The organism is Dyadobacter sp., from assembly GCF_017744695.1.
Lineage (GTDB): Bacteria > Bacteroidota > Bacteroidia > Cytophagales > Spirosomataceae > Dyadobacter.
Window position 1 is genome coordinate 1,552,589 of sequence record NZ_JAGIAS010000001.1, and the last position, 16,779, is coordinate 1,569,367.

Genomic DNA, 16,779 nt, shown 5'->3' on the forward strand with positions numbered 1-16,779 from the left:
AAGAGAATACTGTTACAATACGATCCTATTTGGCCCGGAGGGCCATCCTGTTTCTAGCAAAACATGCTACCGCAAAAATTCCCACCCCAGCGGGGTGTCCTGTATGATTCCGTGGCGTCGCGAGAACAGGAGGCCCCGCTGGGGCCAAAACGTCGGTAATGCGATCGTTGCTGTAAACAGGGAGCCTCTCCGGAGCGCATTTTGAGGCGAGATACGGTTATTCAACTTTACCATTAGCCGTTAAAATCGGCGTCACACCTCCTCCCGCAGCCCCACCGGAATCGCCACTTTTACATACCTCTTCAATATCACCGCCTCCAGCACCTCCACAAGCCCCTTGTATTCCCCGTCAATCTGGAAATGTGCCGCTTTCTGCACACATTCAATCTTCGCCTTTTCCACGGAAATTACTTTCATGATTTCGGGATTGAAATCCGTGCTGCCGGCTAATATTTTGGCTGTTTCGATAAAATCCAGCTTCTTCGCGATCACCAGCTCAAAAAAGCCGTCGCACATATCCCCTATCGGATTGATACTCACACCTGTACCATATTTTTTCGCATTAGCAATGATTACGATCAGCGCCTCGGTTTCGAGAATTTCATCGCCGGCCGTAATCCTTACATCGAAGTTTTCGTGCTCGCTCAATGTCCGCAGCATTTCGCGGGCATAACCCAGCTTGCCCCGCGTATCACTGTCTTCATAGTTTTTGACCAGCAATGCATTCAAACCAATATCTGCCAAATGCAGGCTGATTTCTCCATTGATTTCCACCGCATCGATCGCGGATACCTCTCCTTCGAATGCGACTTCCAGCGCCTGATCAATAGAGCCAGTCAAACCGAAATCGGCAGAGAGGCCATTCGCCGAGCCCGCCGGAATAATGCAAAGTATGGCATCGGTACCGTGTAACGCCTGGGCAACCATGGAAATGGTACCATCTCCTCCCGCCACCAATACGCGCTCCGGCCTGATATTTTCCACCATTTCTCTGATGGTCTGCTGATCATCGTCGCCCGTAGTGTTGTAAATACGCAGGTCGCAGCCCTCGGCTTCTGATTTTTCAATAACCCTTTCAAAAATTACATCCTTGTTCACATCCCCGGAAATAGGATTTACTACAAGCAAAACTTTCGGTTGTGAAGACATATTCGATAAATTAGGGACCTGATGTCGTAGAGGATAAAGATAGTTATGAAACGTTGTGACTTAAAACTATACCGTGGCTACGCCAACAAAAAGGAACTCTGTGTGTTTGGCCATGTGGTGAAAAAATACCCTTCCGGTGACCGGAAATATACCAGACGAGGATTTCGCTATGCCAAAACCATCATCGAGCTCTTCTCCATTAAAACCATTCCGTTTCTGAAGATTATCCTGCATTTGGGGGATAAAACCTTTGAAACGACCGCCGAAGCCGACGGCTATTTCCGCTTTCAGGTGCCGCTCGACGCCGAAATGCCGGGTGGATGGCACACTTACCGCGTGACATTAGACGACGAAATCAACGGCAAGAAATACCACGCCGAAAGCTCTGAAGAATTTTTCATGCCTTACAAAAGCTCTTACGGGCTAATTTCCGACATCGACGACACATTCCTCATTTCCCATAGTCGCCGTTCGTTCAAGAAGTTATTTGTTTTACTTTCCAGAAACGTGCAAGCCCGAAAGCCTTTCGACGACGTGGTGAAGCATTATCAACTGCTTTCGTTCGCGAGCCGCACGCACCCGCACAAGAATAGCAACATCTTCTTTTATGTGTCGAGCAGCGAGTGGAATCTGTATGATATGATCGTCCGGTTCGCGGAACTGAACGGGTTGCCCAAGGCTGTTTTAAAATTGAAAAAAATCAAATCGGGGCTGGACGACTTTGTGATGACGGGCAGTGGCTCACATGAGCATAAGTTGCGGAAAATCCACAACATCATCACTTTTTACCCCGAACTGCAATTCATCCTGCTCGGTGACGATTCCCAGAAAGATCCGGAGATTTACGAGGAGATTTGCCGGACGTTCCCACAAAGCATCCGCGCGGTGTACATGCGGCAAACGCGCAAGCGAAGCAAGCCCCACACCACGGCATTGCTGAAAAACATCCAGGACCTGGGTATCGATATCTGCTATTTCGCCCATAGCAACAAGGCGATCATGCATTCCCTCGATCACGGCATCGTTTTCCAGACGCCCGCTGAACCAGAGGTGAAGGAAATTGTGGAGAAAGCAGTTTCCTGACATATTTTCCCACCACGGATTATCTGCCGGTTGCTTTTGGCAATTTTCAGCACTTTCGTAACTTGACCTCTCCCATCTTTGGAAACACATGAAAAAAATCCTGATCGTTGAGGATGACCGCAGGATCGCGCAGAACATTTTCCGCGGACTGGCCGCCGAAAATTTCGAGGCGGAGATCGCCTATGACGGCATTACGGGCAAGCAAATAGCCCTTGAAAAGAAATTTGACCTGGTATTGCTGGATGTCAACCTGCCGGGTATGAAGGGCTACGACGTTTGCCAGCAGATCAGGATTTATAAACCGTCGCTGCCTATTATCATGCTGACGGCATTCGGGGAAATCGAGGATAAGGTGGAAGGGTTGAATAGCGGTGCGGACGATTATATTGTCAAGCCATTTGATTTCAGGGAATTACTTGCCCGGGTGAATGCCGCATTACGCATTTCGGATCTTTTGAACCCCGAAACCTCCGACAAAATCCTGCGCATTGCCGATCTCGAGATGAATCTCGGCACCAAACAAGTGAAACGCGCGGGCAACATTATCGACCTCACGGCCAAAGAATTTGCATTGCTGGAATATTTCCTGCTGCATCGCGGGCGGGTAGTTTCCAAAATGGACCTGGCCGAGCATGTCTGGCATCTCAATTTCGACCCCGGCACCAATGTGGTGGAGGTGTATATCAATTATTTACGTAAGAAAGTCGATAGGGACTTCCCTACCAAGCTTATCCACACACGACCAGGAATGGGTTACATCATGAAAGAAGAATAAACCTCCCATGAAGATCAAAGACCGTATCGCCCTCCAATTCACGCTCCTGGTAGCGGGGGTGCTGCTGTTGTTTTCCATTGCCATTTACAGTGTCTCGGAGCATTACCGTCAGGAGGAATTTTACGATCGCCTGCGCAGCCGCGCACGCACGACCTGCCGGCTGCTCGTGAAAGTGAAAGGGATTGATAAAGACCTGCTCAAATCCATCGACCAGAACACGCTTTCAGAAATGCTCGATGAGAAGGTACTCATCTTTGACCCGGCCAACGAGCTGATTTATTCCAGCGTCGACGACAAGCTGCTGACTTACCACACTTCACTGCTCAATGAAGTACGTGAAAAGCAATATATGGAGTTTCACCAGGGCGAAAACGAGGTGATTGGCCTGCTTTATCAGGAAGGCGATGACCCACTGGTGGTACTGGCGTCTGCTTATGACACTTTCGGACATAGCAAGCTGCAAAATTTAAGAAGTACGCTGGGCTGGGGATTGCTGGCAGGGATCGCGGTGACGGTCGGATTGGGGATTTACTTTGCCGGCAATGCCTTAAAACCCATTAGCGCCATCAACGCGCAAGTCTCACTCATTACGGCCCAGAATTTGTCCCAAAAGCTCGACGAAGGTAACCGAAAGGACGAAATCGCGCAGTTAGCGATCAACTTCAACACCGTTCTTTACCGGCTCAACAAGGCATTTGAACAGCAAAAAAGCTTTGTTTCGCACGCTTCCCACGAGCTCCGCACGCCCCTGGCGGCGCTCAAATCCGAAATCCAGCTCGGGCAGCGTTTCAATAAGAACAACCCCGAAATTGAAGAGGTTTTTGCGAACCTGTTTTCGGATACCGAACGGCTTATCAGCATTACCAACAACCTGCTTTTCCTCGCCCGCTCGTACGAGAACATGGGCAACATGAAAATGGCACACGTCCACATTGAGGACCTTGCGTTTCTGGCCAAAGAAGAATTGCTCTCTTCTCACCCGGATTACAACGTCGTGATCGATTATGAAACAATTCCCGAGAATGAGAATCAAACCGTCATAGAAGGCAACGAGGAATTGCTCAAAAGGGTATTCACCAATTTGCTCGATAATGCCTGCAAATACTCGTCCGATCATAGTGCACAGATACTGATCTCCTCCGACGACAAATTGTGCGTCGTTAAGGTCCGCGACCACGGCATAGGGATCAGCGAAGACGACCTCCCGCATATTTTCAACCCGTTTTTCAGGTCATCCAACGCTACCGAGCTTCCCGGGTTCGGGATAGGCCTTTCCATATGCCAGCGGATCGTGGAGCTGCACCACGGCACTATCGCCGTAACCAGCGAGATCGGCAAAGGCAGCGAGTTTCAAGTCCAGCTGCACCACATCTGACCCGCCGTGCCCGGCCCCGGGGGGCATTCTAATTTTTTTCTAATGTTTTTTTAAGGCTGGTGTAATACCGGTGTCGGAATATCGCACATTCTAACACGGAAATTATGCGAACCTACCTCACCGGGCTCTTTGTACTCCTAACAACCGCTTTACACGCGCAGGACACGCTGCGGCTCTCGATCCGGCAGGCCGATAGCCTGTTTTTGCAAAACAACCTTGAAATCCTGGCCGAAAAGTACCAGATAGATATTGCGAAGTCGGTCGAGATACAGGATAAACTTTGGAACAACCCCACTTTCGGGGTCGAAATCAGCGCCTATAACCCCTCGCGCGGAGCGCTCGACGTGGGCAAGAACGGCCAGAAAGCATTCACGATCCAGCAACTCATTACGCGCGCGGGCAAGCGCAACAAGCAGGTCGCATTGGATGTAGAATCGACGCGCAAAACCGAATTTCAATTCTACAACCTTATCCGCACCCTAAAATTCGAGCTGCGTCAGATCTTCTTCGAATCGTATTATCTAGAACAAACCATCACACTCTACGATAACCAGATCGGCACGCTCAGAACGACCGTCAATGCATTCGACAAAGAGTATAACCGGAAGAATATCTCGCTCAAAGAGGTGGTCCGCCTGAAAGCACTCCTTTTCGAGCTGACCAACGAGCGGGCTAATCTTCTTTTTGAATTACAGGAGAATCAGCGCATCCTCCGCACGCTGCTGAGCACAGAGAATCCTGTTAAATCGCTCGTTGATAGCACAGAAATCCAGCGCTATCACCTCGACCGCTATAACATCGCCACGTTGAAGGAAAAGGCATTGCAAAGCCGGGCGGATTTGAAAGTAGCGCAATCGGAGACAAAACAAGCCGAGCTCAATTACACCTTACAAAAGGCATTGGCCAAACCGGATGTGCAGGTAGGCGCGATTTACGACCAGTCGAGCAACTACGTGAGCAACTACTTCGGTGTGAATGCCTCCATTGCATTGCCCTTTTTCAACAGGAACCAGGGTAACATCCGCGCGGCCAAAAGCAGCATCAGCTACTATAAAACAGCCGAGAACGCAAAGCAGAATGCCGTGAGCAACGAAGTCGACGCCGCCGTGCAGAAGGTCGGCATTGCCGACAAGGCTTTCCAGAGTGTCGAAGGGCAGTTCACTGACCAATTCCAACTCCTGAGCAACGGCATTTACGACAACTTCCAGAAACGGAACATCTCCCTGCTGGAATTCATCGACTTCATCGAGACCTATAACGAGAGCATCAAGGAATATAACCGCCTCCAGGCCGACCGCATCAAAGTATACGAGGAGCTCAACTACGTCGTCGGTGAAGAGCTATTCAACTAACCATTCAAACTGAACACAACTTATTCACGGCATTGCCATTAATGCATTCCCCAATGAAAAATTCACTGTATGTTGTCGTGCTCGCCGCTGTTGGCGTATGGCTGACCTCCTGCGAACAAAAGAAAGCCGAAAATGACGAATCGAAGGCGTTCATGCTTTCGGATACCATGATGAGCCGCATTAAAATCGATACTGTGCGGACGGAACCGGTCCGGAACGAGCTCACGCTGGTGGGTAAGGTCGTTCCCGACGAAAATCAGGTCATTAAAGTATACCCGCTGGTAGGTGGTAACGTAGACGAAGTGGATGTGGAACTCGGCGACAATGTCCGCAAAGGCCAGAAACTGGCGACCATCCGTTCCGGTGAGGTAGCTGATTTCGAGCGGCAGATGATCCAGGCACAGTCCGACCTGCTCATTGCACAGAAAAACCTGTCGTCGACCGAGGATTTGTTCGAAAGCAAGCTTGTACCCGAGCGGGATGTGATTTCAGCTCGTCAGATTGTGGATAAAGCACAGGCAGAGCTGAACCGTGTGAAAGAGGTCTTTTCTATTTATGGTTTAGGTAAATCCACCAACTACACCGTAAAATCGCCCATTAACGGCTTCATCATCGACAAAAATGTGAACCGCGGTATGCAGCTGCGCTCGGATAACTCCGAAAGCCTGTTCACCGTGGGTCAGATCGCCGATGTGTGGGTAATGGCCAATGTGAATGAGAGCGACATCCCGCGCGTGAAGCTGGGTATGCCAGCGGAAGTACGCACGATCAGCTTTTCGGATGAGGTTTTCAAAGGAAAGGTCGATAAAATCTATAATGTCCTCGACCCCGACACCAAGGCGATGAAAATCCGAATTCAATTGCAGAATGTAGGTTTCAAACTTAAACCTGAAATGCACGCAACCGTTACCCTCAATTTCGAGGAAGGCGAGCAAATGCAGGCGATCCCGTCCCAAGCGGTCATTTTCGACCGGAGCAAAAACTGGGTGATGGTTTATCACAGCCGTACCAAAATCGAAACGCGCCCCGTGGAAGTATACCGCTCTCTGGCAAACACCACCTACGTCCGCGACGGCCTCAAACCAGGCGAAACGATCATTTCGAAGAATCAATTGCTGGTTTATGATGCGTTGAATGATTGATATCAATTTTGAATGACCGAATGATTGAATGACTGAATGTTGCTTATGCCTAAGTACTCATTCAGCCACTCCGATCTCGCTCATTCAAGAAGAAGATATTCGGTCATTCAATCATTCAGTCATTCAATCATTAGATACCAATGAACAAATTCATCCGAGGCATCGTGGGCTTTTCGCTCAAGAACCGGTTCTTCATATTCTTCATGACAGGCCTGCTGATCATCTCGGGCATTGTCAGCTACCAGAACACCCCGTTGGAAGCATTTCCCGATGTGACCAACACGCAGATCATCATCGTAACGCAATGGAACGGGCGTAGCGCGGAGGAAATAGAGCGTTTCGTAACTGTGCCCATTGAGGTCGCGATGAACTCCGTGCAGCAAAAAACCAACGTACGCAGCACGACCATGTTCGGGTTGAGTATTGTCAAGATCATTTTCGACGACGGCGTCGAGGACTTTTTTGCGCGGCAGCAGGTTAACAACCAGCTCCGGACCGTTTCACTGCCCGACGGCGTCGAGCCAGACGTGCAGCCGCCTTACGGCCCTACCGGCGAGATTTTCAGGTTTACATTACAAAGCAAAGACCGCGACAGCCGCGAGCTGCTTACCCTTCACAAATGGGTGATCGACCGCCAGCTTCGCAGTGTACCGGGCGTGGCCGACGTGGTGGCATTCGGTGGCCGCGACAAGATTTACGAGGTACAGGTGAACCCTACCAAACTCGTGAAATACAACATTACCCCGCTGGAAGTATACCAGGCCGTTACCAAAAGCAATATCAACGTCGGCGGCGACGTGATCGAGAAGAACGGACAGGCGTATGTGGTACGCGGGATCGGGTTGCTGAACTCCATCCCCGACATTCAGAATATCATTGTCGAGTATATCAAAGACAACCCCGTATTGGTGAAAGACGTCGCGGACGTACGCGAGTCGGATATGCCGCGCGTGGGACAGGTGGGACTCGACGGCAATGACGACGTCGTGGAAGGGATTGTAGTGCAACGGAAAGGTGAAAATCCTAGTGAAGTACTGGCGCGGGTAAAGGATAAAATTGAGGAGTTGAATACCAAAATTCTTCCACCCGACGTCAAAATGGTCACATTTTATGATCGCGACAACCTGATCGAGTTCTGCGCCCATACGGTGAAACACAATCTTGTGGAAGGGATCGTGCTGGTAACCGTAATCGTGTTCATTTTCATGGCCGACTGGCGCACGACCGTCATTGTGTCCATCATCATCCCGTTGGCGCTGCTCTTCGCATTTATGTGTTTGAAATTGAAGGGCATGTCCGCTAACCTGCTCTCGATGGGTGCGATCGACTTCGGGATCATCATCGACGGTGCTGTGGTGATGGTGGAAGGGATATTCGTCGCCCTCGATCATTTGGCCCACCGGAACGGCATGGACCGGTTCAACAAGCTATCCAAACTCGGACTGATCAAACGCACCGGCGGCGAGTTAGGCAAGGCTATTTTCTTTTCCAAACTCATCATCATCACCGCATTGATACCCATTTTCAGTTTCCAGAAAGTGGAGGGTAAAATGTTTACACCGCTTGCCTACACACTGGGTTTTGCATTGCTGGGTGCATTGTTGTACACCCTCACATTGGTGCCGGTGCTCTGCTCTATTTTGCTGAAAAAGAATGTGCGGGAAAAGAGTAATCCCGTCGTCCGCTTCTTCGATAACATCGTGATCCGGGGCTTTGAATGGTGCTATGCCCGCAAAAAACTCAGCGTCGTACTCGCGACCGCTTTCCTGGGTATTACGCTATTCTCGGCCAAATTCCTGGGTACCGAGTTTCTTCCGACGCTGAATGAAGGTGCATTGTGGGTGGAAGCCAAAATGCCGATGAGCAGCTCGCTCGCCGAAACGGTGAAGATGGTAACCACGCTTCGCGCCAAACTGAATGAATTTCCGGAAGTAAATGGTGTATTATCCCAAACCGGCCGTTCCAACGACGGTACCGACCCGTCGGGCTTCTATTATGTGCAAATGCAGGTGAATTTGAAGCCGAAAGAAGAATGGAAACGCAAGATCAGCCAGGACGACCTGATTGAGGAGATGGATGCGAAGCTGAAACAGTTCCAGGGTATTAACTACAACTATTCGCAGCCGATCATCGACAACGTGGCCGAGGCCGTGGCCGGTATGAATGCGAGTAATGCGGTGAAAATATATGGCGACGACCTCGAAACACTGAACAACAAGGCCAACCAGGTACTGGAAGCGATCAAAAACGTGCCGGGTATCAAAGACGTAGGTATTTTGCGGAACATCGGCCAACCGGAAATCAGTGTGATCCTGCACGACCACAAGATGGCGCAATACGGTGTAAGTATCGCTGATGCACAGGCCGTGATTGAAATGGCGATCGGAGGTAAAACCGCATCCATCCTCTACGAGGGCGAACGGAAATTCGACATCCGCCTCCGTTATGAGCAGCAATACCGCCGCACGGTCGATGATATTCAGCAGTTAATGGTACCGACGCTTACAGGAGGCAAAATTCCGTTGAAAGAAATCTCCACGATCCGTACCGTTACCGGGCCCGCATTCGTGTACCGCGACAACAACAAGCGCTTCATCGGCGTGAAATTCTCCGTTCGCGAACGCGACCTGGGTAGCACCATCGCCGAGGCGCAATCGAAGGTAAAACCTTTGCTTTCTTCGCTGCCGAAAGGTTACCTGGTAAGCTGGTCGGGCGAATTCGAAAACCAGGTACGCGCCACGGCGCGGTTGGGCCAGGTAGTACCGATCAGCCTCGTGGGGATATTCATTCTGCTCTTCATCATGTTCAGTAATGCCAAAGATGCCGGGTTGGTGCTGATCAACGTTCCATTTGCGCTGATCGGCGGAATCCTCGCGCTGCACGTCACGCATATGAACTTCGGTATTTCCGCGGGTGTAGGCTTTATAGCCCTTTTCGGGCTCTGCGTGCAGAACGGGGTGATATTGATTTCAGTATTCAATAAAAACCTCGCCGCACGAATGACACTGGACGAGGCGATCAGGGAAGGAGTGAAATCGCGTATCAGGCCGGTAATCATGACGGCATTGATGGCGGCTATCGGCTTATTGCCGGCTGCGGTTTCCACCGGCATTGGTTCCGAAACCCAGAAACCGCTTGCTATTGTAGTGATCGGTGGATTGATTACCGCTACGGTACTCACGCTGCTGGTATTCCCGATTATTTACGGGTTTTTCAACAGGAAGATCAAGGTTTCGAAATATGCTTAAATGTCAGCCAGAGCGGAGTCGAACGCCCGCGGTACTGCACCGCGCTTCGACTTCGCTCAGCGTGACGTTTAGCGAGCAGACCAGCTGGTCATTCGGTCATCTTCTAAATTTTGCCGCCGTGATTCAAATTGGAGAAATCATAACCGATATGGAACACATAGCGTAGCGAAATGCCAAAGTTCCAACCCGAACCGTCGCCTTCAATACGCGCCCGCTCGGTTTCAACACCATTAACCTTGTAAACCAGGTCGGTCGTGAGGGAGTTGCCCATACCCCATTGTTTTCGGGCAAAAAGCGACATATCAATCGTTTTGGCGACCTTGATCACATACTCCGCCGACGCTTCCACCAATCCTGTCATGGATGGGGCAATGCGCGTGTCGCTTGACATGAATAACGTATCCACGCCCTGCCGCCGGCCCTTCTCCCGGTAGCCCGAGAACTCCATATAGTCCTTTGATTTACCTGAATTAGGCACCAGCCCAGCGCCCGCGCTGATCCAGAATGCCGACTTACGTACGGAAGGTTTTCCCCAGAGCAGCCGCATTTTCCCACGGACAATCAGACTATTTTTATCGTTCTCCATCTGGTATTTCAGGGGATTATCACCATAGATCATCAGCACATTATGAATCGCCGAGCGGTCGTATTCCAGCTCGACATTCCATTGTTCTTTGAAAACCCATCCCGCAGTTACACCCCAGGCCGACACAGTGGGAGATTCGGTTCCAATCAATTCGTCAAAATCGTTGTTGATCGTGTTCTTATCATTCCGTACAAAACCACTCACGCCCACATACCAGCGGTCATGGACTTTTACATCCCCGAATTTTTTGAGAAACGATTCGGTATTATAAGGCTTTGCACCAATGGGCTTGGTATAAATTTTCTGGTAATAATCCGCGTCCTGAGCCCGGACATGAAGAAATGCGGCAAAGAAGAGGATCGTAAAAATGGGTTTCATAGAAGTGCTCCTTTTTTCTCTCCTTACGCGCGCCTAAGCCCGATCGTTGCATAAAAATCGCCGGCCAATTCGGTTGGAAGCAATTACTTGCCGGTTTGAAAACTGATGATAAAAGTAGTACCCACACCAAGCTCCGACTGTACTTCGATACGTCCGTGGTGCGCGTGGATAATGCTCATGGTGGTGGACAACCCGATACCCATTCCGTTGTTTTTCCCGGTGAAATATGGTTCAAATATCTTATCCATATGCTCCTCACTGATCCCCGAACCATTGTCGACGAAGACGACCTGAATGTGGTCCCCGTGATTTCTCGTCGCGATCCGCAGTATGCCCCTGTCCTCTTCCATCGCTTCGATGGCATTGGTAATGAGGTTCAGGAAAGCCATTTGCAGTGAAACCCGGTCGAGCGGCAATGCGAGCTCTTCGTCGGCAAATTCATTGACGATCTGAATCCTTTTGAGCTGTACACGGTCAAGCGCGGCACTGATCGCCTGGCTCAGTACCGAATGTATCGAACTCTCCACCAACTCAATATCCTCGGAAGAGGACGGCTGCAAGAGTTGCGTAATAAGGTCGTTAATGCGCGTGCAATTGCGCTTGATAATTTGTGTGTAGAATTTGTGATCCTCGTCGGTCAGCTCCATTTCCAGCTGCTCCGCCGAAAGATTCACGTTCGTGAGCGGGTTACGCACCTCATGCGCGAGCATGCGCACGAGCCTGCCCGTCACGGCCATTTTCTCGGAAAATAGTCTTTCCTTTTCCGATTGTTTCCTGGCCGTCATATCATGCAAGCGCCCCTGGATATAGGGATGGTCATCGTCCACCTCCACCGACGCCGAAAAGAGGCAGTACTTTTTATCCGCATCTTTGGTCAGCAGGCGCACCTCATGGTCGTGAATGGGCTGATCGGCAATGTCTTTCCAGCGCATTGCGAATAAAGGGTCATCCACCAGTTGGGTGATTTTCTTCTCCTTCAACTGTTCCGCAGAATAGCCGGTGAGAATACTCGCGGCTTCGTTGAAATCGATGATATTGCCTTCCAGGTCGCTGATAAACAGGAAATCATTCGATTCTTCAAAAACCCTGCGGTAGCGGCGTTCGCTGTGGCGCAATGCTTTCAGAACGGACGTACGCTCCAATGCGTACCGGATGCTTCGTTCCAGTTTTTCCGCGTCCAGCTCGCTTTTAATGAGGTAATCCGCCGCTCCAAGGCGCAATGCCTCGACGGCAATCTTGGTGTCGCCTTTGCCTGTCAGGAGGATAATCGGTTCCTCGCATTCGAAATTGCATGCGAGCTCGATCAGGTCGATACCCGTATTTTCTCCGAGCAGGTAATCGAACAGGTACAGGTCAAATTTGTTATTCCTGATCTGGATTTCCGCCTCTTTGAAAGTGGCACACCAGGTGATATCAAACTTCCAGTTGACCAGATCCTGAAAATATTCACGGGTCAGGAAGTAATCGTCCTCGTCGTCGTCCACCAACAATACCCTGATCAGTTTACTATTCATTCCCGCTGCTGTTCCGCTGTCAGATGTCAAATTGTTTCATTTTGTTGTAAAGCGTCTTCCGGTCGATATTCAGCAAACGCGCCGCCTTGCTTTTATTGAAATTGACGTCCCGCAACACCTGCATGATCATGTCATATTCCGCTTCGTTCGCTACGGTTTTAAGGCTTGGTTTGGTATCTTCCCCATCCACATTATCCAACAGCAGCGACGCTGCCGGACTTACGGCCGGAACCGGCTCGTCGTCCAGGTCTTTCAGGCGCTTGTAGTTGACGATCTCGAACGGCAGGGCCTTTTCCTCGATCAACTCACCATCCGAGAGCAGCGTGGCACGTTTGATCACGTTTTTGAGCTCGCGGAGGTTGCCCGGCCAGGAATAGTTCAGGAAGTCGTTTTTAACTTCCTCCGAAAACCCTTTGACATTTTTGCCGAGTTCCACATTGGTCGTTTCCAAAAATGCGCCTGCAAAAAGCATCAGATCATCTTTGCGGTTACGCAATGCGGGCACTTCGATCGTGAATTCATTGAAACGATAGTAAAGGTCTTCCCGGAACTTGCCGTTACGCGCCGAATCCAGGAGTCGCTCGTTACTCGCCACGATAATCCTGACGTCCAGATCGATCTCCTTCGATCCGCCGATACGGCGCATTTTACGCTCCTGCACCACACGCAGCAGCGCTACCTGTATTTCATAGGATAGGTTAGAAACCTCGTCCAGAAAGAGCGTCCCCCCGTTCGCCAGCTCGAAATGTCCTATTTTGGTTTGCAAAGCACCGGTGAACGAGCCTTTTTCATGTCCGAACAACTCGCTGCCCGCCAGCTCTTTTGAAATGGCACCGCAATCCATCGCTACAAATGGCATATCCTTGCGCTTCGACCGGTTATGGATTTCCTGAGCGATAGCTTCCTTACCGGAACCACTTTCGCCGTAGATAATCACACTGAAATTCGTGGGGGCCACCAGGTCGACCTGGCGGAAAAGGTTATCCGAAACATCGCTGCTGCCCATTACGTAGCCGGCTTTGGTGCGCGCCTGGTTCTTGCGCGCGGGTTTCGCCGGTTCGGCATTACCGTCGGACGACGCCGGAGCGACGTATTGCTGTTCTTCATTTTCGGAAGCCTCCGCATCAGCAATCGCCTTTTTTACGGTAACCAGGATTTCGTCGGGGAACAGCGGCTTGGTAATATAATCGTACGCGCCCAGCTTCATCACATTCACGGCCACCTTGATATCCGAATAACCGGTAATGATCAGGACGGGCACGTTGGGCCTTTTGGATTTAATGGTCGTGAGCAATTCGGTCCCGGTAATATCTCCGAGCCTGAAATCGGTCATGACGAGGTCGGGCGAAATGGATTCTATCAATGCGAGCCCGTCTTTGCCGTTCTGGGCTGTTTCAACTATAAAATCATTTTTTGATAAAAAACGCTTCAAAAGGAAGCAAATATCCGCTTCATCATCAACAACAACTATTTTTTTCATGCCGGGTATCAGGGCTTAACTTGTTTGCTTTAAATAGTAACTCTCAACCTCGCGGTAGGAATATTCAATTGCTCCCGGTACTTAGCCACCGTCCTTCTGGCAACGGAATAGCCTTTTTCGGCGAGCATGTCTGTAATTTGTTGGTCATTGTACGGGTGGCGTTTGTCCTCCTCGCTCACAATCTCACGAATGGCCTCCTGAATCTCACGGTTCGAAACCTCGGTACCATCCTCGTTTGTCACCCCCTCTGTGAAAAGGTCTTTAAGCAGCACGATCCCGAACGGTGTCTGCACATATTTGTTGGTCGTCACGCGGGATACCGTCGAAATATCCATATCGATGATCTCGGCCACGTCTTTCAGGATCATCGGGCGGAGTTTCTTGATGTCACCGGTCTGGAAATAATCGTATTGCAGCTTTACGATCGCTTTCAATGTGTTCAGCATCGTATTTTCCCGCTGCTTAATGGCGTCGATGAACCATTTCGCCGAGTTCATCTTGTTTTTGAGGAACTGGTTGGTAGCCTTGTCCTGCTTCTGCTCCGCCATTTGGGTAAATACCTTGTTCAGCTTCAATGCAGGACTGTTCCCCCAGGTTAACTGTACCTCGATCTCTCCATCCTCGGTATACCAAAGCATAAAGTCGGGTTTGATGCTTTCGTTCACAATGGAGTCGTTGCGCAGTCCCGACGCCGGTTTCGGATTGAGCGTGGTAATCAGCTGAATAGCCTTTTTCAGCGACTCTTCGTCCAGCCCGGTGATCCGCATGATTTTGTCGTAATTGCGCGAACCGAGCTCATCGAACGCGTCCGTCACAATCTTGCAAGCCCATTTCCAGGTCTCGTTCTGGTTTTCCATGCGGTTGAGCTGGATAAGCAGGCATTCCCGCAAATCGTTGGCGGCGATACCAGGCGGGTCGAGCTGTTGGATGATTTTCAGCATTGTGTTCACTTCGTCGGTATCGATAAACATGCTGTTCGCAAATGAAATATCGTCCGCAATCACATCGCTTTCCCTTCTCAGAAAACCGTCCTCGTCGAGCGAGTCGAGGATAAAGTCGGCGATCAGTTGCTGACGTTCATCCAGTTGCAGAAAGTGTACCTGCTGTTTAAGATCATCCCTGAACGAGATCGCCTCCACCATCGGCCGGGTGTACAGTTCATTATCAGCCGACTGGTTATTTGCATATGTTTTGTAATCCGGGATATCATCGTCGCGGAACTCATCCCAGTCGTAATAATCTTGTACGGAATTGTCTTCACTACCCGACGAGTTATCCGATTCGTCGAATTCTTCGGGCGCATCTTCCGACGTACTTTCCTCCTTCCCCTCTTCCAGTATAGGGTTTTCTTCCAGTTCTTCTTTAATCCTTTGTTCAAGCTCCATTGTAGTCAGGTGCAGTAAATTCAGCATCTGAATTTGCAAGGGAGAGTATTTTAAAGTCTGTCTCTGCGTCTGCGTCTGTCTTTGCATATAGCAACTAAGGGTAAAATTTACATTCTCTTGGTGCTTTAAATTTACGACTCTTTATCCAATCTTGCCTCAACGGAGAGGTGCGTTACCGAAGATTGCGTAGTTATTTCCACATACTGAGTATTATAATTCAGAATGTAGAGCTAATCCCCATTCAAAAACGCCTCCGCGGCCACTCTGGTCGCCTTTTGGAGCCTCCCAATAGCCAGGCGGGTATTCGGGCCAGTTCCGGCAGCACCTGCTCACCGACCGCTTCATCTGGCTGAAAATCAAAAGATATCGTACCTTCAAATGGATTCAGTCTTTCGTTTCCCCTATGTTGTCATGCCGCCGGTGCAGCATTTAACGTACGAAAACCATAGAGTACGGAATGCAAAACCCTTGCCTACCCCTATAAACGACGAAACCCTCCGGCGAGGGAGGGTTTCCTATCAGGTACAGCCAGGTCAGGCCGGCTGCAAAGGTTTTTCGTCTGTCGCGTTCTTGACCCAGTACAAGCCTTTCAGCAGCAATTCACGTCCTTCCTCCACACCGTGCTTCATGATTACCTTTTCGATCAGCAGCGGCGCGAGCAGATTGAACGGGGTCGGAAGCCGCCTTAGTGCGGTCCTTCCCAGCAAGGCTCCCAACCCTATTTCCACGCCCCGGCCTGCAATGCCTTCGGGGCCGGCTGCCATCAGGTCCTTGAAATAGTCGACCGTCTGGGAAGCGGTTCCCTTTTTCTTCTGCGACTTCGTCAGATCACCCTTTGGTTTCATAGCTATTCCGGTCAAATGTTTCCTACCTGTTCACGGGCGGCGTCCACGTACTCTTCCGCGTACGTTTCCCCTTCCTTTTTCAGCTGTTCGGCAGCGTCGGCTGCTTTCGCCTTGCTTTTTTCCAATGCCGCTATCAGATCACCCGCCAGCTCATTGGTTTTCTTTTTCAATTTTTTGACTGTTTTCTTAGTATCCTCCGGTGCCAGCAGCAAGCCGATCACCGCACCGGCTACTGCCGCTGTTACTATTCCTAAAATGATTTTGTTCGTCGACATAACACACTTGTTTTAATGTGGATCATTTTGTTTCATCGGGAGTCGCCGCAAATCCTGTACCAATCGGGAAATGCCCTTAGCCACCTCAGATGGCAGGGTTATTGCTTTCATTACAGGCAAAGGTTAGTTCAAAATTCAAACGCCATGCGAATGGCGCCGGAAAATACCTCCGCTACCGATGGCTGAAATTTT

General features: G+C 50.2%; 13 protein-coding genes. 6 read left to right on the forward strand and 7 right to left on the reverse strand.

The genetic code is table 11. The features are described 5' to 3' along the window. Nucleotides 1-252: 252 nt before the first annotated feature. Nucleotides 253-1,149 (reverse strand): diacylglycerol kinase family protein, encoded by an 897-nt coding sequence (locus J7619_RS05985; protein ID WP_291195491.1) that lies wholly within the window; start codon nucleotides 1,147-1,149, stop codon nucleotides 253-255. Nucleotides 1,150-1,194: 45 nt separating this feature from the next. Between J7619_RS05985 and J7619_RS05990 the strand changes: the two genes are divergently transcribed. From J7619_RS05990 to J7619_RS06015, 6 genes are all read left to right on the forward strand, one after another. After that, a complete protein-coding gene (locus J7619_RS05990; RefSeq protein WP_291195494.1) occupies nucleotides 1,195-2,232 on the forward strand; it encodes an App1 family protein in 1,038 nt (345 codons plus the stop codon). 88 nt (nucleotides 2,233-2,320) lie between these two features. Further along, nucleotides 2,321-3,007, forward strand: coding sequence for a response regulator transcription factor (locus J7619_RS05995; protein WP_291195497.1), 687 nt, complete (start codon nucleotides 2,321-2,323; stop codon nucleotides 3,005-3,007). Between the two features lie 7 nt (nucleotides 3,008-3,014). Further along, nucleotides 3,015-4,382: a HAMP domain-containing sensor histidine kinase gene (locus J7619_RS06000; RefSeq protein WP_291195500.1), complete on the forward strand. Its 1,368-nt coding sequence runs from the start codon at nucleotides 3,015-3,017 to the stop codon at nucleotides 4,380-4,382. A gap of 104 nt (nucleotides 4,383-4,486) precedes the next feature. Next, nucleotides 4,487-5,734, forward strand: a complete 1,248-nt coding sequence (locus J7619_RS06005; RefSeq protein ID WP_291195503.1) for a TolC family protein — start codon at nucleotides 4,487-4,489, stop codon at nucleotides 5,732-5,734. A 53-nt stretch (nucleotides 5,735-5,787) separates the two neighbouring features. Continuing rightward, nucleotides 5,788-6,876 carry an efflux RND transporter periplasmic adaptor subunit gene (locus J7619_RS06010; RefSeq protein WP_291195506.1) on the forward strand — a complete coding sequence of 363 codons (1,089 nt, stop codon included), beginning with the start codon at nucleotides 5,788-5,790 and terminating at the stop codon, nucleotides 6,874-6,876. A 140-nt stretch (nucleotides 6,877-7,016) separates the two neighbouring features. Beyond that, a complete protein-coding gene (locus J7619_RS06015; RefSeq protein ID WP_291195510.1) occupies nucleotides 7,017-10,124 on the forward strand; it encodes an efflux RND transporter permease subunit in 3,108 nt (1,035 codons plus the stop codon). A gap of 103 nt (nucleotides 10,125-10,227) precedes the next feature. On the opposite strand, the gene J7619_RS06020 is transcribed toward J7619_RS06015, so the two are convergent. The 6 genes from J7619_RS06020 to J7619_RS06045 all read right to left on the reverse strand — a co-directional run bounded on the left by J7619_RS06020 (nucleotide 10,228) and on the right by J7619_RS06045 (nucleotide 16,587). Next, nucleotides 10,228-11,088, reverse strand: coding sequence for a hypothetical protein (locus J7619_RS06020; RefSeq protein ID WP_291195512.1), 861 nt, complete (start codon nucleotides 11,086-11,088; stop codon nucleotides 10,228-10,230). 83 nt (nucleotides 11,089-11,171) lie between these two features. Then, nucleotides 11,172-12,602: an ATP-binding protein gene (locus J7619_RS06025; protein ID WP_291195514.1), complete on the reverse strand. Its 1,431-nt coding sequence runs from the start codon at nucleotides 12,600-12,602 to the stop codon at nucleotides 11,172-11,174. Between the two features lie 19 nt (nucleotides 12,603-12,621). Further along, nucleotides 12,622-14,082, reverse strand: coding sequence for a sigma-54 dependent transcriptional regulator (locus J7619_RS06030; RefSeq protein WP_291195517.1), 1,461 nt, complete (start codon nucleotides 14,080-14,082; stop codon nucleotides 12,622-12,624). Between the two features lie 29 nt (nucleotides 14,083-14,111). After that, complete coding sequence (rpoN, locus tag J7619_RS06035) at nucleotides 14,112-15,554, reverse strand: RNA polymerase factor sigma-54 (RefSeq protein ID WP_291195520.1); 1,443 nt, start codon at nucleotides 15,552-15,554, stop codon at nucleotides 14,112-14,114. A gap of 446 nt (nucleotides 15,555-16,000) precedes the next feature. Further along, nucleotides 16,001-16,312 carry a hypothetical protein gene (locus J7619_RS06040; RefSeq protein ID WP_291195522.1) on the reverse strand — a complete coding sequence of 104 codons (312 nt, stop codon included), beginning with the start codon at nucleotides 16,310-16,312 and terminating at the stop codon, nucleotides 16,001-16,003. Between the two features lie 11 nt (nucleotides 16,313-16,323). Next, nucleotides 16,324-16,587 (reverse strand): YtxH domain-containing protein, encoded by a 264-nt coding sequence (locus J7619_RS06045; protein WP_291195525.1) that lies wholly within the window; start codon nucleotides 16,585-16,587, stop codon nucleotides 16,324-16,326. Nucleotides 16,588-16,779: the final 192 nt, after the last annotated feature.